The following is a 20,667-nucleotide window of genomic DNA, read 5'->3' as shown; positions in this document are numbered from 1 at the left end:
ACCCTGGATCGCGCGCCGCCCGACGGGCTCGGAGTCGCTCGGGCGCGTACCTCGTCGACCACACCCTTGTTGGCGAGAACGACTAAACTCGCACAAACATCATCGTCGCCCTGCCGGGGTCCCGACCGAGGCGGCCGAGGTCCCGCGACCAGTGTGTTTCGTTGCGCGGGGCCGCGATGTCCGCCGGAATTCGAGATAGAGCCAAGACGATGACCAATCACCACAAGCCGGGCACCTGGCAGCCAGGGGCGTCCTTTCAGCGCCGACCGGCGGCTTCTGCCACGAACTCTTCCGCCACGAAGGTGGAGCCGAGCCATCCGGCACCTCCGCTGCCGGATCCAGATCGCGGCAGCGACGCGGCGCCGACGAACGCGTTGCGGGTTTCCGCGTTCAACTGCGATGCGTTGGCAGAGGTCGAACCGCATGCGTTGGGACTGACGTATGAGTTTCTTGCCGCGCCTGAGGGCGATCCGTATTCGGTGACCATCGCGTTCGAGGGGCGCCGCACCGGCGTCAAGCACCAACCCCGTCCCGGTGACCGGTTCACCCTCTCCACGACGGTGGAGAAGGTGCTGCCCGGGAGCGGGCGGGTCGCGGTCACCACTCGAGTACCCGATGTGACCCCCGGTTCGTGGCATGTGGTGGCGCGCCCTTCCGTACACCCCATCGGATCCGATCGCAAGCCCTCCGGCGGTGCGCGCCCGGTGCTACCACGTCTGGCGGGGGGCTCCGCCGAGGGCTCGACCGGCTGGGCGCCGGTGATCGCCCAGAAGGCCCCGGGGGTGCTGCTGGGCTCCTGGGCCGGGCTGGTAGGTCTGGGGGCGGGGGTCGGGCTGATCGTCCAGGCGATTCTCGCCGGCCTCCTGGGGCTCCCTGTGTTCGGTGTCTTTCTGGTGTCGGTGTTGGCGAGCCTGATCGGGCTGGTCGGCGCGAAGGTCTACTACCTGGCCGTGTACCCGGCCGCTCGACGACAGCCGCTCAACGGCGGTGGGATGTGCATCCAAGGGTTCGTCATCGGCGCCGCTGTCGGGTTGATCGTCGGGGCGTTGGCCGTCGGCGTCGAGATCGGTTCGCTGCTCGACATCACCGCGCCGCCGCTGATGTTCGGAATGATGATCGGGCGCTTCGGGTGCTTCTTCAGCGGATGCTGCGTGGGCCGGCCGACGGCGTCGCGTTGGGGCCTGTGGTCCTCGGACCGACGGCTGGGAGTGCGCCGGATCCCCACACAGTTGTTCGAGTCTGCGCTGGCGGCCACCATCGGCGCGATCGCGCTGGCCGTACTGGTCACGGCCGGACTGCCCGAGCTGGGCGGCACCATCTTCATCGGAGCACTGGCCGCCTACGTCCTGGGTCGTCAGTTGCTGTTGCCGCTGCGTGCCGAGTCCAGCAAGACCCAGCATGGCCGGGCAATCACGCTCGCCGGCGCGGCAATTGTTCTGCTAGCCGCCATCGTTGTTGCGATCATCACGTACGCGAGCTGAGGTCGGGGCCGGGACACCGACCGTGCCGGCCCGGGCGTCGGCGAATCGTCCTACCGCCCCTCGGGCGGGAGGACGCGGGCCTGATCCTGGCGGCTGTCTCGACGGCTGAGAGCGGAAGGCCAAATCCCGAGGCGGGTGCCAAGGGGGAACCGTGCGCGACCGCGTGCCGATGCCGGGACTTTCGACACTTGCTCTCCACGCCCGGAGGGGGCGGAATGGTCATGCCGGTCGGGCATTTGCCAAGCCGAAGAGACGGATCGCAAGAAGGGGCCATGAGCGCGGACGGGACGAGACCCTCAACCAGGCACCGATGGATGGGGCTGTCCGCGATCGCGATCGCGATCTTCCTCGCGGTAGAGGCTGTGACCAAACTCACGATGGGCGCGCGCCCGGAACTCGATGACTCCCTGGCGCTCGTCGAATACATCCGGGAAAGGTCGACGCAAACCTTCATCGTGATTCTCGCTGACACGTTCTTGTTGGCGTTTCTCATCGTGTTTCTGGCATGCTTCCAACACCTCGTCACGGCTTCACGGCCCGACCTCGCGTGGGTTGCACAGATCACATTTGGCGCTGGGCTCGTCTTCGTCGCTGTTACCCTGGTGGGCGATTCGATGGAGGGCGGGGCAGCGCTCGATGTCATCGCGCTAAGTGGACTCCACTCGAACAGCTTTCGGTATAGTCGGTGTCTGTCGTGTAAGTGACCGGGATGATGAGATCGGGGTCATGCGCTCCTCGATTCCACCGGTGAGGGCGAACGCGAGCGCGGGTACCAGTGGGATCGCGGCGAACCACAGAGCACGGCGTCGACGGCGAGCGGGCCGCGCCTTGTGTCGCGCATCGTCGACCATCGCAAGGAGGTTTGCCTCCACCGCCGGATCGGCCGGGGCAGGGGAGGGCGCACTTCGCCGAAGCAGGGTGTCGAGGGTGCGGTCGTCCATTCATACCGTGTATATGGCCGGCCGGGCGTGAAGTGTTGCACCCTCAAGAGGGAAAGCTCACAAGCCTCTGCGCGACGTGGCCTCCGCCCGATCAACGCGGCACCCGAGAAAGTCCTGGTGAGGCAACCACTCGGGGAGTGCTGAACGCTTACCCGTTGAATCCAATTGGACATAATGCTGCTTATCGGATGTGCTGAATCGCCCGGAAGGGGCGGGATTCAGCCCGCCGCCTTCTTCAGGGTGGCGAGGAAGGCCTTCTCGTCGGCCGCGGTGAATGCGGAGATGCCCCAGGCGACGGGCCACATCGTGGTGTCGTCCAGCGTCGCCGGCTGTTCGAAGCCGATCGTCGCGTAACGCACCTTGAACTTCGACGCCGGCTGCATGAACACGAGGATCTTGTCGTCGGCGTTCGCGAAGCCCGGCATCCCGTAGTAGGTCTTGGGCACCAGGTGCGGAGCGTGTTCCGTGACCAGCGCGTAGAACTTCTCGGCGATCTCGCGGTCGCTGCCCGCCAGCTTCTCGATCGCGTCGCGCACCGCTTTCGTGCCGGCGGCGCGCTTGTCGGCGGCCTTGGATTGGGCGCGCAGTTCCGCGGCGCGCTCCTTCACGGCGGCCCGCTCGTCGGCGGTGAGCCCATCGGATGTCGTCTTCTCAGCCATCTCGTGTTCCTTTCCCTGGTCGGGTGTCTCCCCGAATGCCTTCACGATAGGCAGGGACGCGTCGCTCCCGCTTCTCAGGATCTGCTCGATCAGCCGGCGCGGCTGAGCGGCCGGAACGGCGGGTCGTCGCCGGCCGACAGCAGCGCGGCACTGATGAGGCGTGCGGCCCGCAGCACCAGCGGAGCCAGCTGTTTCGGATCGACGGTGCCGATCGTGGCGACGATCGACACGGCCCCGTAGAACTCGCCGCGCTGGGCGAAGACGGGTGCCGAGATCGACACGGTTGTCGACACGATCGCGCCCTCGCTGATAGCGATCGAGGTGCGTCTCACTTCGCGCACCACGGCACGTAATGCATTCGGATCCGTGATGGTGCGCGGCGTGTAGGCGTGCAGCGGCCCGGCCTCGATGGTCTCCCAAAGTTCCGGCGGCCCGAATGCGAGGAACACGTGACCCGGCGACGAGGCGTGCAACGGCAACCGCTCCCCCAGGCCCGCCGCGAGCCGCGCGCCGCGTCGCCCGAGCAGCTGTTCGACCATGACCGGTTCGCCGTCGAGGAGCACCGTGAGCACCAGGTGTTCCCGGGTCGCGACGAACAGCTCCTCCAGAAAGGGCAGGATGCGCGAGCGATGGCGGTAGGCACGGGGCGACAGCAACCCGAGCTCCCACAACCGCAGGCCGATGACATATCGTCGGCGCTCGTCACGTTCCAGGGCTCCCCAGGCGACCAGCTGGCCGACCAGGCGATGCGTCGTCGAGATCGGCAGCTTCGTGGCCTCGGCGATCTCCGACAGGCTCAGGCTGGGACGGTCGGCGGTGAAGGCACCGAGGATGCCGAGTACCCGTTCTTGCACGGCCATGGGCGACAGACTTCCACTGGTTGGGAATCGAATTGTCAACAATCTACCCCTCCCCTACGTTTCCCCTCACACAGCAGGAGGCGACGTGGCCGAAGCACCTTCGTCGACGAAATTGTCGACAAGCGGTTGCCGGGTGGAAGGCGACGGGTTACCGTGGCACCACCCCTCCACCACCACGACGTTCGGCAACGAAGCGGAGGACGGCGTATGGCCGCTCGGCTGAAGCTCACAGATGTCTCCCTGCACTTCGGCGGGATCTCGGTGCTGCAGAACGTGAGCCTCGAGGTCGAGCCGGGCGCCGTCTTCGGCCTCGTCGGACCGAACGGGGCCGGCAAGACGTCGCTGTTCAACTGCATCAGCGGGCATTACCGCCCCTCGTCGGGCTCGATCCGGATCGACGACGTCGAGACCCTGGCGGTGCACTCCTCTCGACTCGCGAAGGTCGCCGGTCTCGCCCGCACGTTCCAGCATCCGGCCCTGCGGCTGGAGGCGTCGGTGCTCGAGAATGTGCTCCTCGGCGCCCACAGCCACCTCCCGGGCGGCCCGGTCAGCTGGGCCCTCCGGCTCCCCCCGACCATGAGGCGGGAACGTGAGGCACGCGCCGAGGCGCGTGACCTGCTCGAACGATTCGGGCTGGCGTGGGCGGCCGACATCCCCGCCGACGAGCTGTCCCACGGCTTGCACAAGGGAGTCGAACTGGTGCGGGCGATGATGTCCCATCCGCGACTGCTTCTGCTCGACGAGCCGGCCGCCGGCCTGTCGCATGCCGAGGTGGAGAGCTTCATCGCGTCGGTCCGCACGATGCGTGCCGACTTCGACCTGACGATCGTGATCGTCGAGCACCACATGGGGCTCATCTCGGCGTTGACCGACCGCGTGGTCGTGCTCGACCACGGCGCGAAGCTGATGGAGGGAACGGCAGCCGAAGCGCAGTCCGATCCACGCGTCGTCGAGGCCTACCTGGGCAAGGAGGTGGCCGACGGTGACGCTGCTTGAACTCGAGGACGTGACGGCGTCGTACGGCCACGCGCAGGTGCTGCACGGCATCTCGTTCCGGGTCGGTGAAAACGCCGCCGCGGGCATCCTCGGCGCGAACGGTGCCGGCAAGACGACCACGTTGCGTGCGATCAGCGGGATGGTCGCCACCGGCGGCAAGATCACCTACGACGGGCGGGACATCACCGGATACCGCCCCGACAAGGTCGCGGCGCTCGGCATCGCACACGTGCCGGAGGGGCGCGGCACCCTCGGCGACCTCTCGGTGCGCGACAACCTGCGGGTCGGTGCTTACCTGCGCAAGGACCGCAAAGGGGTCGCGGCCGATCTGGACCTGTGCCTCGACCTGTTCCCGAACCTGCGGGAACGCATCGGGTCGAATGCGTCGGCGCTCTCCGGCGGCGAGCAGCAGATGCTCGCGATCGCGCGCGCGATCATGGCCAAGCCGCGCCTGATCCTGCTGGATGAGGCATCCCTCGGCCTGGCGCCGAGCACCGCCCAGCGGGTGTACCAGGCGATCCGGCGGCTGCGCAGCGAGCAGGGCGTGGCGATGGTGGTGGTCGAGCAGAACGCGATGCTGGCCTTCTCGGTCGTCGACCACGCGATCGTGCTGGAGACCGGAAAGACCTCGCTCAGTGGCTCGCGTGACGAGCTCATGGGCCTCGACGAGGTGCGCCGCGCGTACCTGGGAGGCTGACATGGAGTACTTCATCCAGCTCGTCATCGAAGGTCTCGCCACCGGCTCGATCTACGGTGCGCTCGCCCTGGCGATCGTGCTCGTGAACCGGGCGACCGGCCTCATCAACTTCGCCCAGGGCGGGATGGCGGTGCTGTCGACCTTCGTCGCCTACGCCCTGTTCGACGCCGGCGCCCCGCTCGCGCTGGCGATCCTCGGCGCGATCGTCTTCGCCTTCGCGCTCGGCGCCGTTCTCGAGCGGGTTATCGTGCGGCCGTTCGAACGGGGCGACCCCGACACGGCGGTCGTCGTGACGATCGGCCTGTTCGTGCTGCTCGGCGGCGTCGCGGCCTTCTTCTTCGGCTATGAACCCCGCCAGTTCCCGTCGTTCTTCGGCCTGGAGACCCTCAACATCGCCGGCGTGTTCGTCAGCCTCCGGTCGATCGGCACGATCGTCGTGCTCGCGCTCGTCGTCGTGCTGCTGCAGGTGCTGTTCCGCGGCACGAAACTCGGGCTCGCGATGCGCGCCGTCGCCGACAACCCGGTGTCGGCATCCCTCTCGGGCCTGCCGGTGAGCTGGCTGCTCATGATCGGCTGGGGCCTGGCCTCCGTGCTCGGCGTCATCGCCGGCGTGCTGGTCGCACCGCAACTGTTCGTCTCGCCCGGGATGCTCGACTTCGTGCTCGTCTACGCGCTCGCGGCGGCGATCCTCGGCGGGCTCGACTCTCCCCAGGGTGCCGTCATCGCGGCCTGGTTCATCGGTGTGATCGAGAATCTGGCCGGCGCCTACATCGACATCGTCGGCAATGACCTGAAGATCGCCGTTCCGTTCGTGGTGATGATCATCATCCTGATCGTGCGACCCCAGGGGCTCTTCGGACGGAAGGTCGTGGTGCGCGTCTGATGAAATCGCTGACGAGACTCACGACGAACCGCTGGGTTCGCCTCGCTATCGGCGTCGCCGTCGCGGCGCTGCTCATCGTGCTGCCGTTGATCTCGAGCAAGTTCGTGAACTACCAGCTGTCGCTGATGGCCGTGTTCGCCGTCGCGATCCTCGGGCTCAACATCGTCATGGGCTACACCGGCCAGGTGTCGCTCGGCCAGAGCGCCTTCCTCGGCCTCGGGGCCTACATCGCCGCCTATGGGGTGACCGAAGGCTGGCCGATCCCGTTGATCTTCCTGCTCTGCGCCGTCGTGCCCGCGATCGTCGGCCTCATCATCGCTCTCGCCGCCGCCCGCCTGCGCGGTCTCGCGTTGGCGATGGTGACGATCGCCCTCCCGATCATCGGCATCCCCCTGGCGAAGCGCTTCCGCGAGTTCACCGGCGGTTCGCAAGGCACCACCGTGCGGTGGCTCAGCGCCCCGGAGTGGAACGAAGGATTCCTCGAGAACGACCAGTGGCGCTACTACGTCGTCGTCATCATCGCGGCGCTCATGTTCCTCCTGGCCCGCAACCTCGTACGGGGACGCATGGGCCGCGCCTTCCGCATCGTGAAGGAGAACGAAGCCGTCGCCATCTCGATCGGCATCTCGCCCTACCGGTACAAGGTGCTCGCCTTCACGATCGCGTCGCTCTTCGGCGGCGTCGCCGGTTTTCTGTACCTCGGCGTCGTGCAGTACACCTCCCCTGAGACCATGTCGTTCCACACCTCGATCAACATGGTCGCGGCGATGGTCATCGGCGGCTCCGCCAGCATCCTCGGCACGATCTTCGCCGCGATCTACTTCGTGCTCGTGCCCAACCTCGCGAACGAGATCAACCCGTCGCTGACGGCGCTGTTCTCCGGCGCCATCCTGCTCGCGGTGCTCTTCCTCGTTCCCGGCGGCGTCGTCTCGCTCCCCCGCCGGATCGCGCAGGTCCTGCGTTCACTCCGCCGCCGCGGCAACGCGCCAGCCCGAGACGCCGAAACTCCCCAGAACCCTTCGGATGGGGCGCTCGCGCCCACCGCCACCGGTCCGAAGTCCACCGAGAAGAACAGAAAGAGGCAAGGTCAATGATGAACCTCCGTAACGCGAGCCGCATCGGCGGCGTCGTCGCCACGGGCGCCATCGCCGCCCTGCTCATCACGGGATGCACCCGTGAGGGCGACGGCGACGCCGGCCCCGCCGAGGCCAGCCCGGGAATCACCGACACCACCCTGAGCCTGGGGATCAGCAGCCCGCTGAGCGGCCCGACGGCCGGCCCGGGCTCCTGCACGGTGGCCGGGCTCTACACCTACCTCGAGGCGGGCAACGCCGCGGGCGGTTTCGAGTTCGGCGACGGCAACACGCGCACCGTCGAACTCACCTACCTCGATGACGTGTACGACCCGGCGAAGGCCGTGTCGAACTTCCGCCAGCTGGTGGATGACGGCATCTTCGCGTACGTCGGCGCCCTGGGCACCCCGACGAACGCGGCGATCCTGCCGATCGCCAATGAGGACGAGATCCCGCAGGTCTTGCTGGTCACCGGCGCGACGATGTTCTCGTCGGACCAGGAGACGAACCCCTGGACCTTCGGTCTGCTCCCGACGTACTACAGCGAAGGCTTCGCCTTCGGTGAGCTCCTCGCCGAGCGCGGCGAGGTCACGGTTGCGGTTCTGTCGCAGAACGACGACTACGGCGACGACTACGTGGCCGGGTTCGAGGCGGCCATCGAGGGAACCGATGTCGAGGTCGTCGCGTCCGCGACGTACGAGCCGACCGATCCGACCCTCGACGGGCAGGTCACGGAACTCGCGGCTTCGGGTGCCGACGCTCTGCTGAGCGCCGTGTCGGTCACCCCGCTGCAGGTCGGCGTGCTGACCAAGGCACAGTCGCTCGGCTGGCTGCCGGAGATCTTCCTGCCGTCGAACACCTCGACGCCGGCGACGGTCGTCATCCCGGGCAACGGGGCCGCCTACCCGGCGGTCTACACCACGTCGCTGTCGAAGGTTCCGGTGTCGCCGACGTTCGCCGAGGACGAGGACGTCATCGCCTTCAACGAGGCCTTCGCCGAGTACGGTGCGGAGATCGCGCCGACCTACACGCCGCACTGCGCGTGGAGCTACGCCGAGGGCGCGATCCTCGAACAGGCGTTCCTGGGAATGACCGAGCCGACGCGCGACAGCTTCATGGAGGCGCTGCACTCGATCGAGGACTTCCAGGCACCGCTGCTGCTCGACGGCATCACCGTCAACACGACCGACCCGACGCTGCCCGCGATCCAGGGACTCAACCTGGTGCAGTTCAACGGCACCGGCTACGGCCCGGTCCAGTAACACCGAGTGACGAGAACGCCCCGGGCCGCGAGGTCCGGGGCGTTCCCTCATGAGCGTCGGATGTCGCGCCTAGCGTTGCGGCATGGGCAAGATCCTGTTCGACACCGCCACGACGATCAACGGCTGGATCGCCGACGAGAACAACTCCCTCGCCTGGCTGTTCGCGGTCGAGGACGGCGAACAACCCGACGCCGCGCTCCTGCCCGCGAACGCGACCGTGCTGGTAGAAGGGTCGACGACTTACGAGTGGATGCTCGCCGAGCTCGGTCTGCTCGAACACCTTGAGAAGTGGGCCGACTTCCACCGAGACCGGCCGACTTTCGTGTTCACGACGCGGCAGCTCCCGACGCCGACCGGTGCCGACATCCGGTTCGTGAGTGGATCGGTGGCCGACGCACTCCCCGCCATCCGGCACGCCGCGGGTGACGGCGACATCTGGGTCATCGGCGGGGGCGATCTCGCGGGGCAGTTCTTCGACGCAGGAGCGCTCGATGAGATCGCGCTGTCCGTCGCGCCGGTCGCGCTCACCGGCGGCGCCCCCCTCTTTCCGCGCCGGGTCGAGTCGGACCGCTTGCAACTGGTCTCGGCCGAGAAGGTCGGCCAGTTCGCGCGACTGGTCTACGCGGTCACGCCTGGCACGACGGCAGTTGCCGGCGGATGAGGTCGATGAGTTCTTTCGGTTCGAACGGCGGGCGCTCCGCGAGCAGCTCCGCCAGCGTCCACCAGCGGTGCTCGCTCACGTCGATCCGCTCGTCGTCGGTCCAGTTCGCGTCGGAGGGCTCGAAGGCGTCGACGACCGCGGTGTAGAACTCCGCATGTCCGGTGTCGTGGTCGGCAGAATCCCACTCGACGTCGAAGTCGTGCGACCACACCGGACCGGTCAGGACCTCGAGGCGCAGGCCGGTCTCTTCGTCGAGCTCGCGCAGCGCCGCCTCGTGGTGGGACTCACCGGGGTCCACTCCCCCGCCGGGGGTGATCCAGCGTGCCCGCCGGGACGAGTCGGGCGCCGCCGTCAGGAACAACAGCACCCGGTCGTCGCGGTCGAACAGCAGCACCCGCGAGGTGAGGCGATGCGCGTGGAGATTGGGCACGGCGCGCCTCAGCGGTGCGGGTTGAGGAAGCCGCTCACGTCGCCGACATAGCGGATGCGGCCCTCCGGCAGCGGGTCCACGGCGGCACGGGCGACCTCGGCGGCGAACTCGCTCACCGTGTAGAGGCGTCCGGCGTCTTCGCGGCGGGCGTCGATCGCGCCGGGGCGCGCGCGGTCGAGCAGGGTCGCGGTGATGGTGCCCTCGATCATGTCGCCCGAGACGACGACGAAGCCGATGCCCGCGGCATCCAGCGTCGGGATGCGCTCCCGGAGGGCATCCTCGCCGGCGCGCTTGCTCTCGGCGACCTTCTGGTACTCCGGCATCGTCGGCACGGTGTGGATGAAGTGGGCCTGGTGGCTCGTCACGAACACGACGCGTGAGCCTTCGCCGAGCAGTGGCAGCGCCGTCTCGAGCGCACGCACCTGCGCGTCGCGGTTGAGCTGCAGGGCGTAGTCCTCGGCCATGCCGCCCTCCATGCCGCCCGAGGCGTTGAGCACGAGGATGTCGAGGCCGCCCCAGGCGTCGGCGACGGTCTGGAACATCGCGTCGACCGACGGCGCATCCGTGAGGTCGCCGCCGATCGCGATCGCCTCGCCTCCGGCAGCCGTGATCTCGGACACGAGCTTGAGGGCTCGAGCCTCCTTGTTGCGGTAGTTGATCGCCACCTTGGCGCCGGCGGCGGCGAGGTACTTGGCGGTGTCGGCGCCGATGCCCCGGGAGGATCCGGTGACGAGGGCGCGCTTTCCGGACAGGGATCCGGCGGGCAGAACGGGGTCGATGCTCACGGTCACTGAGACTAGCCGGTCTGCTAGTTTCGACACATGTCGGGAGAGTTCCTGGTTCAGTGGGGCTGGGTCTTGTGGCTCGCCCTCATTCTGATCTTCGTGATCATCGAGGTGTTCACTCTCGACTTCACCTTCCTCATGCTGGCCGGCGGCAGTCTCGGCGGGCTCGTCGCCGGATTCTTCCAGGCTCCGCTCTGGGCGCAGATCGTCGTCGCGGGCATCCTCGCGCTGCTGCTGCTCTTCGTCGTGCGGCCGCCGCTGCTGCGGGCGTTCCGCAAGGGCGGTGATCCCACCCTCAGCAACGTCGAGGCACTCGTGGGGCTCACCGGCGTCGTCGTCACCGAGAACGCCTCGCGCAGCCAGGTGAAGCTCGCGAACGGTGAGACGTGGACCGCGCGCCTGGTCGACGGTCTCGACGGCGAACTCATCGAGGGCGATCGCGTCGTCGTCACCGCCATCGAGGGGGCGACCGCCGTGGTCGTCCCGGCGCCCCGAAAAGAAGGACAGATCTCATGAGCGACGCCGAAGTCTTCAACTCGGTGATCCTGTGGATCGTCGTGGCGGTCGTGATCATCTTCGTGTTCACGATCATCGCTCGCTCGATCCGCATCATCCCGCAGGCGTATGCCGGCATCGTCGAGCGGCTCGGCCGCTATCACAAGACGCTCAACCCGGGCCTCAACATCCTCGTGCCGTTCATCGATCGGCTGCGTCCGCTCGTCGACATGCGCGAGCAGGTCGTCTCGTTCCCGCCGCAGCCGGTCATCACCGAAGACAACCTCGTCGTGTCGATCGACACCGTCGTCTTCTTCCAGGTGAACGACGCCCGGGCCGCGACCTACGAGATCGCCAACTACCTCGGTGCGGTCGAGCAGCTCACGACGACGACACTCCGCAACGTGGTCGGTGGCCTCAACCTGGAAGAGGCGCTGACCTCCCGCGACAACATCAACGGCCAGCTGCGCGTGGTGCTCGACGAGTCGACCGGCAAATGGGGCATCCGCGTCGGTCGTGTCGAGCTCAAGGCGATCGACCCGCCGGTGAGTATCCAGGACTCGATGGAGAAGCAGATGCGCGCCGAGCGCGACCGCCGCGCCGCGATCCTCACCGCCGAAGGCACCAAGCAGTCGCAGATCCTCGAAGCGGAGGGCATGCGGCAGTCCGAGATCCTCCGCGCCGAGGGTGACGCCAAGGCGGCCGTGCTGCGCGCACAGGGTGAAGCCGAGGCGATCACGACGGTCTTCGGCGCCATCCACGCCGGCAACCCCGACAGCAAGCTGCTCGCGTACCAGTACCTGCAGACGCTGCCGAAGTTGGCAGAGGGCGAATCCAACAAGTTGTGGATCATCCCGAGCGAACTGACCGAGGCGCTCAAGGGCATCACTCCCGGCTTCTTCGCACCACGTGACACCCCTCCCGCCAAGTAGTAACGGGTACTTCTCCCCCGCTCCCCCGCGGGTGCTCGCTCACCGCGGGTTGGCGCTCGGGGCACCCGAGAACACCCTGCTGGCTTTTGCGAAGGCCGTCGCGGTCGGCGTGACGCACCTCGAGACGGATGTGCACGGCTCGGCCGACGGCGTCGCGATGATCAGTCACGACCCCGACCTCACCCGGCTCGCCCGGCGAAAGGTCGGCGTCGGGCAACTCACCTCACATGAGCTGCGCCGCATCCAGCTGGGCGAGGGCCAGGCCTTCTGCTCGCTCGCCGAGGCGCTCGACGCCTTCCCCGACGCGCGGTTCAACATCGATATCAAGGCCGAGAACGCCGTCGCCCCGACCGTCGCCGCGATCCTCGCCGCGCGCGCGACCGACCGGGTGCTCATCGGGTCGTTCAGCCCGGCTCGTCGGCTCGCCGCGGTGCGCCAGCTGCCCGGCGTCGCCACCTCGATCTCGGCTCGCGGCGCCGTCGCCGCCGTCAGTGCCGCCCGCAGCTTGGGCGGCCTGCCGACGCTGCGCCGCATCCTGCGTGACGTTCACGCGGTGCAGTTGCCCCTCTCGGTTCTGCGGATGTCGACGATGACCCCGCGCACGATCGCGGCATTCCACGCGGCAGATGTCGAGATCCACGCCTGGACGATCAACGACGAAACCACGATGGACCGGCTGCTCGACCTCGGCGTCGACGGCCTGGTGACCGACCGCTCCGACCTCGCCATGGCGGTGTTGGCACGGCGTTCCGGCCACCGATCCTGAGGCGTCCTCGCGACCCGCTTCGCATCCGACCGGCAACGGCTGTGAATGCACTGGGAACAGGTGTGCGCGGGCATGGCGGACGCCAGCCTGTCGTTATACCAGTCACGGGTGCGCTCCACAGAGTGCGCCGCATCACCGCCACCGGGAACAGGAAGAAGGCCACACGATGGCAGAGCGAAACCTGCGGGGCATGCGTCTTGGATCGCAGAGCCTCCAGAGCGAAGAGGGCGTCGAGTTCGTCTCGCGCCGCAAGAGCCTCTACCGCACGGAAGACGGCTCCACGTTCGAGGTGACGTTCGCCTTCGACGCCGAGATCCCCGAGACCTGGGAGTCGCCGCGCAGCGGCCAGGAAGGCCGCCTCGTCGCCGAAGACGGTTCGCTCGTCGAGACCACCGTCGTCGAGACGAAGGCCCCCCGCACGCATTGGGACATGCTGCTCGAACGGCGCACGCGCGCCGAGCTCGAGGAGCTGTTGCAGGAGCGCCTTCAGCTGCTTCGCGCCCGCCGCGGCGACGAGGCCGTGAAGAACTCGAAGAAGTCGGCCTAACCCCGGCGCTCGCGCAGGCTCGATCCGCTCCGCGCGGTGAGCCCCGCGATCAGCAGTCCGGCGAGCCCGACGATCGACGCGAGCCATTCGAGCTGACGGCCGACGAGCACGGCCGGAGTGACCGTGGTGAGCAGCGGCACATCCGCCACCATGACGCCCGGCTCGTACCACGGCAGCTGTTGTTCGATGGTTCCGTCGGGCAGCACGATGGCACTCGTGCCCACGGTCGAGATGTTGACCACGGTGCGCGCCGTCTCGATGGCCCGGATGCGCGCGATCGCCAGCTGCTGCACGCTCTCATCGGTGCGTCCGAAGTCGGCGTTGTTCGTCTCGGCGAAGACGATCTGACCACCCTGCTCCACGATCTCGGTGAGCAGCTGGTCGTCGACGATGTCGAAGCAGATCGCGTGGCCGACGATGACGCCCTCCCCCAGGTCGAAGACGGAGTCGGTCGTCCCCGGCGTGTACTCGCGCTGGATCAGGTCGATGAGGTCGGGCGCGAACTGTCTCCAGAAGGCGCGGTCGGGAACGTACTCGCCGAACGGCACCGGATGCTTCTTGTCGTAGTAGTCCAGAACCCGGGATTCGCGTGAACCCTCCCCCGCATCCCACAGCATGACGGTGTTGAAGTACTCCGGCATCGGTTCGCCGTCGGCGTCGACCTTGTCGAGCTGCCGCGTCGTGATCGTGCCTCCGATGAGCGGCGCACCGGCGCGCTCCGACACCTCGTCCCACAGGTCGGCCGCCCACGCGTAGCGCAGCGGGTCGGCATCCGAGGCACCTTCCGGCCAGACCACGACATCCACGTCTTCGTCGTAAAGGGGCTCGGTCGCCGCCACCTGTGCGATCAGGTTGTCGCCGAACGCCTCGGGCGGGTCGAAGTAGCCCGCCTTCGTGGCGCCCTGCACCGCGCCGACCCGCAACGTGGGCGCGCTCATAGGGGCGGTTCCGGGCAGCGACGTCCACGGCGGCACGGCGACGAGCAGCATCGCGAAGACGGCGACGAGCGCGCCGAGGGCGGCGCTGCGCTGTGGATGCCGAATCGCCTCCTGCACGGCGGCGACCGCGAGGGCGACGAGGAACACCATCGCGAACGAGACGCCCGAGACCCCAAGCCAGGCGAACAGCGGGGAGAGCGGGCTGTCGGACTGGGAGAACGCCACCCGACCCCACGAGAAGCCGCCGTACGGCCAGACGCTGGCGATCGCCTCGCGGGCGGTCCAGATGCCGGCGACGATGGCGGGAAGCAGCAGCAGGCGCCCGGCGGCCCCGTTCCACACCCGGGGCACCCAGCGATAGGCGAGGGCGATGAGTGCCGCGGCGGCACCGTTCCAGAGCGTCATGACGGCGGCGAGGGCCGACCACGGGACGACGCCGAGGAACTCCGATGCCCACTCGATGTGCGGCCAGTAGAAGAACGCCCCGAACACCAGCCCGACGAGGATCGCGCCCCCGACCCGGCGGCCCTGCATCGCGATGAGCGCGAGGGCGATGGCCGGAAACGCGGTGAACCACCACCCCTTGTCGGGGAATGCCGTGTCGAGCAGCAACCCCGCGGCGGAGGCGACGACGAGCGCAACCGGAAGCGGCAAGGGACGGGTCACGAGACCCCAGAGTACGCGACGATTCCCCGGCGGATACTGTCGATCGCCTGCCGCGCCCGACGCCCGAGCGGACCGTCGGCGACGATCGACAACTGGTCGAGCAGATCGACCGCCTGCTTCATCCAGCGCACGAAGTCGCCGGCGGCGAGCTCGGCATCCCGCAGCACCACATCCAGGGCCGCACCCTGCGCCCAGCGCTGGGTGGCGAGCGCGATCCCGGGCGAGGGTGCGGTGCCTTCGGGCAGGCGGTGCGCGATCTCGAGGGCCTGCAGTTCCTGCCACACCGCCTCGGTCGCCTCGAGCGCTGCCCGAAACCCCCCGCGAGGGATGCGATAGTCGACGTCGGAACCCTCGCGGCGCGGCTCGTAGACGAGGCTGCTCGCGAGGGCCGCCAGCCCGGCGACGTCGAGGTCGTCCCACAGCCCGCGGCGCAGGCACTCCGACACGAGCAGGTCGCGTTCACCGTAGATGCGCATCAGCACGCGACCGGATGCGGTGACCTCGAGCTCGCCCTCACCGCCCTGTTCGGAGGTCGTGACGTAGCCCAGCTCGTACAGCACCTCGGTGACCCGGTCGAACACCTGCGAGACCGCCCCCGTGCGTCCGGAGATCTGCGACCGCAGCTGGTCGGTGTCGCGCTTGAGCCGCCACCAGCGCTCCGCCCAGCGGGCATGCGCGTCGCGTTCGGCGCAGGCGTGACAGGGATGCTGCTTCATGCGCTTGCGCAGGTCGGAGATCTGGCGTTGCCGGCGGTCGCGTTCGCCCCGGCTCTCGTGCTGTGTGCGACCCTCGGCGCGGGCGTTCTTGCGTTCCAGGTCGCTCAGCTCGCGGCGCAGCGACGAGTACTCGCGGAAGTCGCCGAGGTGGCAGGTCATCGCCTCCTCGTCGCCGCCGAGCGCCTCCTCCTGTTTGCGCACCCGTCGCGCGAGGTCGACGACGGCGCGGTCGGCCTGGAACTGCGCGAACGACTGCTCGAGGATCTCGCGTGTGCGGGTGCGGCCGAACTGCTGGATGAGGTTGACCGCCATGTTGTACGTCGGGCGGAAGCTCGAGTGCAGCGGATACGACCGGCGCGAGGCGAGAGAGGCGACCGCCCGCGGGTCGACCCCGCCCGTCCACTGGATGACGGCGTGCCCCTCGACGTCGATGCCGCGGCGACCGGCGCGCCCGGTGAGCTGGGTGTACTCCCCCGGCGTGATCGGAACCCGGGCCTCGCCGTTGAACTTCTCGAGCTTCTCGATCACCACGGTGCGAGCCGGCATGTTCACGCCGAGTGCGAGCGTCTCGGTCGCGAAGACGACCTTCAGCAGCTTGCGCTGGAAGAGCTCCTCGACGATCTCCTTGAAGATCGGCAGCATCCCGGCGTGGTGGGCGGCGAGGCCGCGCTCCAGTCCGTCGAGCCACCCCCAGTAGCCGAGCACCGCGAGGTCGGAGTCGGGGATGGCGCGGCAGCGTTCCTCGACGAGCGCGCGGATCTCGGCGCGCTCCCACGCCTCGGTGAGCCGCACGTCGCTGCGGGCGACCTGTTCGACGGCGGCATCGCAGCCGACCCGGCTGAACACGAAGAAGATCGCGGGCAGCAGGTTGCGCGACCGCAGCAGCTTCACGATGTCGCCGCGCCCCATCCGATCACCGAACAGCCGCTCGGATTTCTCGGTGGTCGAGGAGCCGCCACCGACGTCGTATCGAGACCCGCGGCCCCGGGAACCACCCCGGTATCCGGTTCTGGCCCGGTCCGACGCGCCGGTGAGCCGGGTCACCTCCGGGTTCACGCGGGCCGCGTCGGTGCCGTCGCCCCGCACCAGGCTCGAGGTCTCGAACAGGTCGAGCAGCTTGCTGCGCACGAGCACGTGCTGTTCCAGCGGAACCGGGCGTTCCTCCGAGACGACGACATCGGTGTCGCCGCGCACCGCCTGAAGCCAGTCGCCGAACTCCTCGGCGTTCGACACGGTCGCCGAGAGCGACACCATGCGCACGTCCTGCGGGAGATGGATGATGACCTCCTCCCAGACGGCGCCGCGGAAGCGGTCGGCGAGGTAGTGCACCTCGTCCATGACGACGTAGGCGAGGTCGCGCAACAGCGGGCTGTCGGCGTAGAGCATGTTGCGCAACACCTCCGTCGTCATCACGACGACGCGGGCGTGACTGTTGATGTTGCTGTCGCCGGTCAGCAGCCCGACCTGGTCGGCACCGTGCTCGGCGGTGAGCTCGGTGAACTTCTGGTTGCTGAGCGCCTTCATCGGGGTGGTGTAGAACACCTTGGCCCGGTCCCGCGCCAGCGCGAGGTGCACGGCGAACTCGGCGACGATGGTCTTGCCGGCTCCGGTCGGCGCGGCGACGAGCACACTGCGTCCCGCCTCGAGCGACTGGCAGGCCTCGAGCTGGAACGGGTCGAGGTCGAAGGCGAGCTTGCTCCGGAAATCCTGAAGCCGCGGGGTGCCGCGGCGGGACTTCGCGGCCGCGAAGCGTTCGGCCGGCGACGGCTCGCCCCCCGACGACCCGGACGAGGGCGCGTTCACTCCTCCAGGCTAGCTGCCGCGCGGCGGTCGGCGATCCGGTCGTGCCAGACGGCGATCCCCACGGCGGCGAAATAGAGCACCGTCATCGGGATGGCCAGCAGCACCATCGAGAGGACATCCGCGGCGGGGGTCGCGATGGCGGTGAACACGACGATCGCGAGCACCGCCCAGCGCCAGCCCTTGAGAATCGAAATGCCGCGCAGCACGCCGACGAAGTTGAGCAGCACGAGGAAGACGGGCAGCACGAACGCCACCCCGATGGCGAGCATCAGCTTCAGCACGAAGTCGAGGTAGTACTTCGCGTCGTACAGCGTCGTCGCCCCGGGCGGCACGAAGTTCGCCATCACCTCGACGATGCGCGGCAGCACGAACCAGCCGGAGGCGCAGCCGGCGAGGAACAACGGGATGGCGGTGAAGAAGAAGCCGAAGGTGTAGCGCTTCTCGCGGCCGGTCAGGCCCGGAACGAAGAAGGCGAACAGCTGATACAGCCAGACCGGGCTGGACAGCACGATGCCGGTGGCGAGGGCCACCTGGAACTGGATGTCGAGCGCGCCGGTGATCGTCGTGAAGTTGATCGCCGCATCCTGGGCTTCGGCGATCCGCTCGATCGGCTCCCGGAGCGCTGCCCACGTTCCGACGTCAGTGAGCGCCTTCCCCGCACCCGCCATCGCGGGTTCGAGCAGGTTGCCGACCCACGTCAGGTCGTAGACCATCCAGCCGATGATGGTGCCGCCGACGATCGCGAGGGCGGCGCGGGTGAGCCGTTTGCGCAGCTCGACGAGGTGGGCGCCGAGCGACATCCGCCCTTCGGGGTTCCGCCGGCGTGGGGCGGCCACGCGGGCTACTTCTTGTCGGCGGGCTGGTCCGACGAGGCCGTCGGCGCCTCATCGGTGTCGTCCGACTTGATCTCCTTGCGGAAGACCTTCGCCGACTGGCCCAGGCTCTTGGCGAGCGCCGGCAGGCGAGTCGCGCCGAACAGCAGGAGAACGACGACGAGGATGATGACCCACGTCTGCCACTGGTTCACCAGAAGGATGTGTGTGAACACGCGGATCTCCTTGCTCAGAAAGTCAGGGTCGAGTAGCCGTCAGGACTGCGTTCAGTGTATCTCAGCGGTATCGCTCGGCCCCGGCAGCCGCCCACTCGGCGACGGCTGCTCGTGCGGCCTCGGGTGCGATGACGGTGACGACCCCGGGCATGCTCGCGATGAGCCGTTTCAGGCCGTGGTAGTGCGAAACCCGGAGGGTGGTGCGGATGCGACCGCCGTCCGGCGTGCTGCGCGCCCCGTCGGGGATGAAGTCGGCGAGCAGCGGCATGGCGGAGGCCTCGACATCGATGACGACCTCGAGATCGTCGGGCGATCCTTCGAACAGAGCCGGCAGCCGCACGTCGCTCGCCCGATGTTCGATGGCGGCATCGGTGACGACGGCGCCGGAGATGCGGTCGAGCCGGAAGGTGCGCACCGCTTCGCGCAGGTGGCACCAGCCGCGCAGGTACCAGTCGGCGTCGATCGATTCGATCTGGAGCGCGTCGACGCGGCGGCGTTCGCGTTCGCCGCGGGCGTTGAGGTAGTCGAACTCGAGCTGCAGCCCCTTGTCGACCGATTCGCGGATGAGCGCGAGCGACGGGGTGAGGCTCTCGAGAGACTCCGCTCCCCCGACGCTCACCGGGGCGACCGCGCCCGACGTGCCACGGGAGAGTTTCGCGATGAGGCTCGCGATCGAGGCCCGGTCGGCGTACTCGGGCAGCGCCGAGAGGTACTGCAATCCCATGATGAGCGCCGAGGCTTCCCGAGCCGAGAAGCGCGGCGAGTCGTCGATCGCCACCCGATTGGTGAGCACGATCTCGTCGTCGTTCTCGAAGGCGTCCCAGTCGATGTCGAACAGGTCGTCGTGCTGGTAGGCCGATGTCTCACCCGGCAGGCCGCTCACGGCGATGAGGTTGACGGCATCCCGGATCTGTTCGGGCTCGACCGCGAAGTGCTCGGCCGCCTCGGTGACGGTCACCCGGTCGTGGTCCATGAGATAGGGCACGAGGGCGAGCAGGAACGCGAGCTTGTCGCGCGCCTGGAACGGCTGCGGCTTAGGGCCGGCCATGGGCGGCCACCACCCCTCGCAGGCGGTCGACGACGGCGTCGCGCAGGGCGGGCGGTGAGAGCACGAGCACCTCGGGCCCGAAGCCGCTCAGCTCGTCGGCCAGGATGTTGATGTCGACGAAGTGCACCCGGGCGCGGTCGCCGGTCAGCTCGACGCCGTCGCGGTTGGCGAGGCGGGTGGCGGCATCCGATCCGGGCACGAGGTCGAGTTCGGCGACGTTGCGCTCCCACACCTCTTCGAGCCCGGCGAGTGCCTCCGCCGCGTGGTCGCCGTCGGGCATCGTCACCGCCTTGCCCGAGGTGATGGCGCCGACGATGCGGCGCAGCAGGAACACCTTGCGATCGCCGTCGAGCTCCTCGGCGGAGAGGTGCCACCGGCCCTGGTACTGCACGAGCGCGAGCGGGATGACGTCGCGGTCGGTGGCGCGCTCCTCCCCCGGCTTCAGGTACTGGAAACGCACCCGCACGCCCTTGCGGATGGCGGCGTCGAGGGGGTCGAACGCGGCGTCACGCAGGCGGATGCGCGGCGCGTAGCCGAGCAGCGGTTCGTCGGCGGTGACCCCGAGCGAGCGCAACTTGAGCAGCGCGCGCCGCGACTCCCCGGAGAGCGAGCCTTCGCGCCACACCATCGCCGCAAGGTTGAGCAGTGCCGTCTCCTCGGGGCTGAACGTGACATCCCGCGGCAGTTCGTACGCGCCTTTCGGGATGCGGTAGCGCAGCATCTGGTTGTTGCCGGCGTCCCCCGGGGAATCCAGGGTCTCCAACGGCACTCCGAGGTCGCGGATGTCGTCTTTGTCGCGCTCGAACTGGCGCTCGAGGTTCGCGTTGTCGCCACCGCTCTTGAACCGCTGGCGGTACCCCTGCACGGTCGACAGGATCTCGTTCTTCGTCAGCCCGGTCTCGGTCGCGAGCAACGCGAGCACGAGGCTGAAGAGCCGCTCCTCGACCGGTACGGCAGCTTGCGTCACGCCGTCACCCCGA

At 68.5% G+C, this 20,667-nt stretch carries 22 protein-coding genes; 12 read left to right on the top strand and 10 right to left on the bottom strand.

Annotation, left to right across the window (positions count from 1 at the left end; translation table 11 throughout):
- Positions 1-209 precede the first annotated feature (209 nt).
- Together IE173_RS04385 and IE173_RS04380 are read left to right on the top strand one after the other, a co-directional pair.
- Entirely contained in the window at positions 210-1,481 is a 1,272-nt protein-coding gene (locus tag IE173_RS04385; RefSeq protein WP_191282108.1) for a prolipoprotein diacylglyceryl transferase, read from the top strand.
- A gap of 272 nt (positions 1,482-1,753) precedes the next feature.
- Positions 1,754-2,185: a hypothetical protein gene (locus tag IE173_RS04380; RefSeq protein WP_191282106.1), complete on the top strand. Its 432-nt coding sequence runs from the start codon at positions 1,754-1,756 to the stop codon at positions 2,183-2,185.
- A gap of 455 nt (positions 2,186-2,640) precedes the next feature.
- Here the strand turns inward: IE173_RS04380 and IE173_RS04375 are convergent, their stop codons facing one another.
- Together IE173_RS04375 and IE173_RS04370 are read right to left on the bottom strand one after the other, a co-directional pair.
- Positions 2,641-3,081: a hypothetical protein gene (locus IE173_RS04375; RefSeq protein ID WP_191282104.1), complete on the bottom strand. Its 441-nt coding sequence runs from the start codon at positions 3,079-3,081 to the stop codon at positions 2,641-2,643.
- 89 nt (positions 3,082-3,170) lie between these two features.
- Positions 3,171-3,941, bottom strand: a complete 771-nt coding sequence (locus IE173_RS04370) for an IclR family transcriptional regulator (protein WP_191282102.1) — start codon at positions 3,939-3,941, stop codon at positions 3,171-3,173.
- A gap of 207 nt (positions 3,942-4,148) precedes the next feature.
- On the opposite strand from IE173_RS04370, the gene IE173_RS04365 reads away from it, so the two are divergent.
- The 6 genes from IE173_RS04365 to IE173_RS04340 all read left to right on the top strand — a co-directional run bounded on the left by IE173_RS04365 (position 4,149) and on the right by IE173_RS04340 (position 9,513).
- Positions 4,149-4,937 carry an ABC transporter ATP-binding protein gene (locus tag IE173_RS04365; RefSeq protein ID WP_191282100.1) on the top strand — a complete coding sequence of 263 codons (789 nt, stop codon included), beginning with the start codon at positions 4,149-4,151 and terminating at the stop codon, positions 4,935-4,937.
- On the top strand, positions 4,924-5,634 hold the full coding sequence (locus IE173_RS04360) for an ABC transporter ATP-binding protein (RefSeq protein WP_191282098.1): 711 nt from the start codon (positions 4,924-4,926) through the stop codon (positions 5,632-5,634). Before IE173_RS04365 ends, IE173_RS04360 begins: the two co-directional genes overlap by 14 nt.
- A gap of 1 nt (position 5,635) precedes the next feature.
- Positions 5,636-6,517, top strand: a complete 882-nt coding sequence (locus tag IE173_RS04355) for a branched-chain amino acid ABC transporter permease (RefSeq protein WP_191282096.1) — start codon at positions 5,636-5,638, stop codon at positions 6,515-6,517.
- On the top strand, positions 6,517-7,611 hold the full coding sequence (locus tag IE173_RS04350; protein ID WP_191282095.1) for a branched-chain amino acid ABC transporter permease: 1,095 nt from the start codon (positions 6,517-6,519) through the stop codon (positions 7,609-7,611). The genes IE173_RS04355 and IE173_RS04350 overlap by 1 nt, the downstream gene beginning before the upstream one ends.
- Positions 7,608-8,852 (top strand): ABC transporter substrate-binding protein, encoded by a 1,245-nt coding sequence (locus tag IE173_RS04345; RefSeq protein WP_191282094.1) that lies wholly within the window; start codon positions 7,608-7,610, stop codon positions 8,850-8,852. The genes IE173_RS04350 and IE173_RS04345 overlap by 4 nt, the downstream gene beginning before the upstream one ends.
- A gap of 82 nt (positions 8,853-8,934) precedes the next feature.
- On the top strand, positions 8,935-9,513 hold the full coding sequence (locus IE173_RS04340; RefSeq protein ID WP_191282093.1) for a dihydrofolate reductase family protein: 579 nt from the start codon (positions 8,935-8,937) through the stop codon (positions 9,511-9,513).
- On the opposite strand, the gene IE173_RS04335 is transcribed toward IE173_RS04340, so the two are convergent.
- Both IE173_RS04335 and IE173_RS04330 read right to left on the bottom strand, forming a co-directional pair.
- Positions 9,479-9,943 carry an NUDIX hydrolase gene (locus IE173_RS04335; protein ID WP_191282092.1) on the bottom strand — a complete coding sequence of 155 codons (465 nt, stop codon included), beginning with the start codon at positions 9,941-9,943 and terminating at the stop codon, positions 9,479-9,481. The genes IE173_RS04340 and IE173_RS04335 overlap by 35 nt on opposite strands.
- Positions 9,944-9,951: 8 nt before the next feature.
- Positions 9,952-10,722 (bottom strand): SDR family oxidoreductase, encoded by a 771-nt coding sequence (locus IE173_RS04330; protein WP_191282491.1) that lies wholly within the window; start codon positions 10,720-10,722, stop codon positions 9,952-9,954.
- A gap of 42 nt (positions 10,723-10,764) precedes the next feature.
- Between IE173_RS04330 and IE173_RS04325 the strand changes: the two genes are divergently transcribed.
- The 4 genes from IE173_RS04325 to IE173_RS04310 all read left to right on the top strand — a co-directional run bounded on the left by IE173_RS04325 (position 10,765) and on the right by IE173_RS04310 (position 13,468).
- Positions 10,765-11,244: an NfeD family protein gene (locus IE173_RS04325; RefSeq protein WP_191282091.1), complete on the top strand. Its 480-nt coding sequence runs from the start codon at positions 10,765-10,767 to the stop codon at positions 11,242-11,244.
- Positions 11,241-12,155 (top strand): SPFH domain-containing protein, encoded by a 915-nt coding sequence (locus IE173_RS04320; protein ID WP_191282090.1) that lies wholly within the window; start codon positions 11,241-11,243, stop codon positions 12,153-12,155. The genes IE173_RS04325 and IE173_RS04320 overlap by 4 nt, the downstream gene beginning before the upstream one ends.
- On the top strand, positions 12,133-12,921 hold the full coding sequence (locus IE173_RS04315; protein WP_191282089.1) for a glycerophosphodiester phosphodiesterase family protein: 789 nt from the start codon (positions 12,133-12,135) through the stop codon (positions 12,919-12,921). The genes IE173_RS04320 and IE173_RS04315 overlap by 23 nt, the downstream gene beginning before the upstream one ends.
- Positions 12,922-13,087: 166 nt before the next feature.
- Positions 13,088-13,468, top strand: a complete 381-nt coding sequence (locus tag IE173_RS04310; RefSeq protein WP_191282088.1) for an RNA polymerase-binding protein RbpA — start codon at positions 13,088-13,090, stop codon at positions 13,466-13,468.
- On the opposite strand, the gene lnt is transcribed toward IE173_RS04310, so the two are convergent.
- The 6 genes from lnt to IE173_RS04280 all read right to left on the bottom strand — a co-directional run bounded on the left by lnt (position 13,465) and on the right by IE173_RS04280 (position 20,654).
- On the bottom strand, positions 13,465-15,072 hold the full coding sequence (gene lnt, locus IE173_RS04305) for an apolipoprotein N-acyltransferase (protein ID WP_191282087.1): 1,608 nt from the start codon (positions 15,070-15,072) through the stop codon (positions 13,465-13,467). The two genes, IE173_RS04310 and lnt, sit on opposite strands and share 4 nt — an antisense overlap.
- Positions 15,069-17,591 (bottom strand): DEAD/DEAH box helicase, encoded by a 2,523-nt coding sequence (locus IE173_RS04300; RefSeq protein ID WP_191282086.1) that lies wholly within the window; start codon positions 17,589-17,591, stop codon positions 15,069-15,071. The genes lnt and IE173_RS04300 overlap by 4 nt, the downstream gene beginning before the upstream one ends.
- Entirely contained in the window at positions 17,588-18,427 is an 840-nt protein-coding gene (gene tatC / locus IE173_RS04295; protein ID WP_308433077.1) for a twin-arginine translocase subunit TatC, read from the bottom strand. The genes IE173_RS04300 and tatC overlap by 4 nt, the downstream gene beginning before the upstream one ends.
- A gap of 5 nt (positions 18,428-18,432) precedes the next feature.
- Entirely contained in the window at positions 18,433-18,639 is a 207-nt protein-coding gene (tatA, locus tag IE173_RS04290; protein ID WP_373298446.1) for a twin-arginine translocase TatA/TatE family subunit, read from the bottom strand.
- 61 nt (positions 18,640-18,700) lie between these two features.
- Positions 18,701-19,687 carry a helix-turn-helix transcriptional regulator gene (locus tag IE173_RS04285; RefSeq protein WP_191282085.1) on the bottom strand — a complete coding sequence of 329 codons (987 nt, stop codon included), beginning with the start codon at positions 19,685-19,687 and terminating at the stop codon, positions 18,701-18,703.
- Positions 19,674-20,654 (bottom strand): helix-turn-helix transcriptional regulator, encoded by a 981-nt coding sequence (locus tag IE173_RS04280; protein ID WP_191282084.1) that lies wholly within the window; start codon positions 20,652-20,654, stop codon positions 19,674-19,676. Before IE173_RS04280 ends, IE173_RS04285 begins: the two co-directional genes overlap by 14 nt.
- Positions 20,655-20,667 lie beyond the last annotated feature (13 nt).

Origin of the sequence: Pseudolysinimonas yzui (assembly GCF_014653215.1) — a bacterium.
Taxonomy (GTDB): Bacteria; Actinomycetota; Actinomycetes; order Actinomycetales; family Microbacteriaceae; genus Pseudolysinimonas_A; species Pseudolysinimonas_A yzui.
This window is presented reverse-complemented; position numbering and strand designations above follow the sequence as displayed.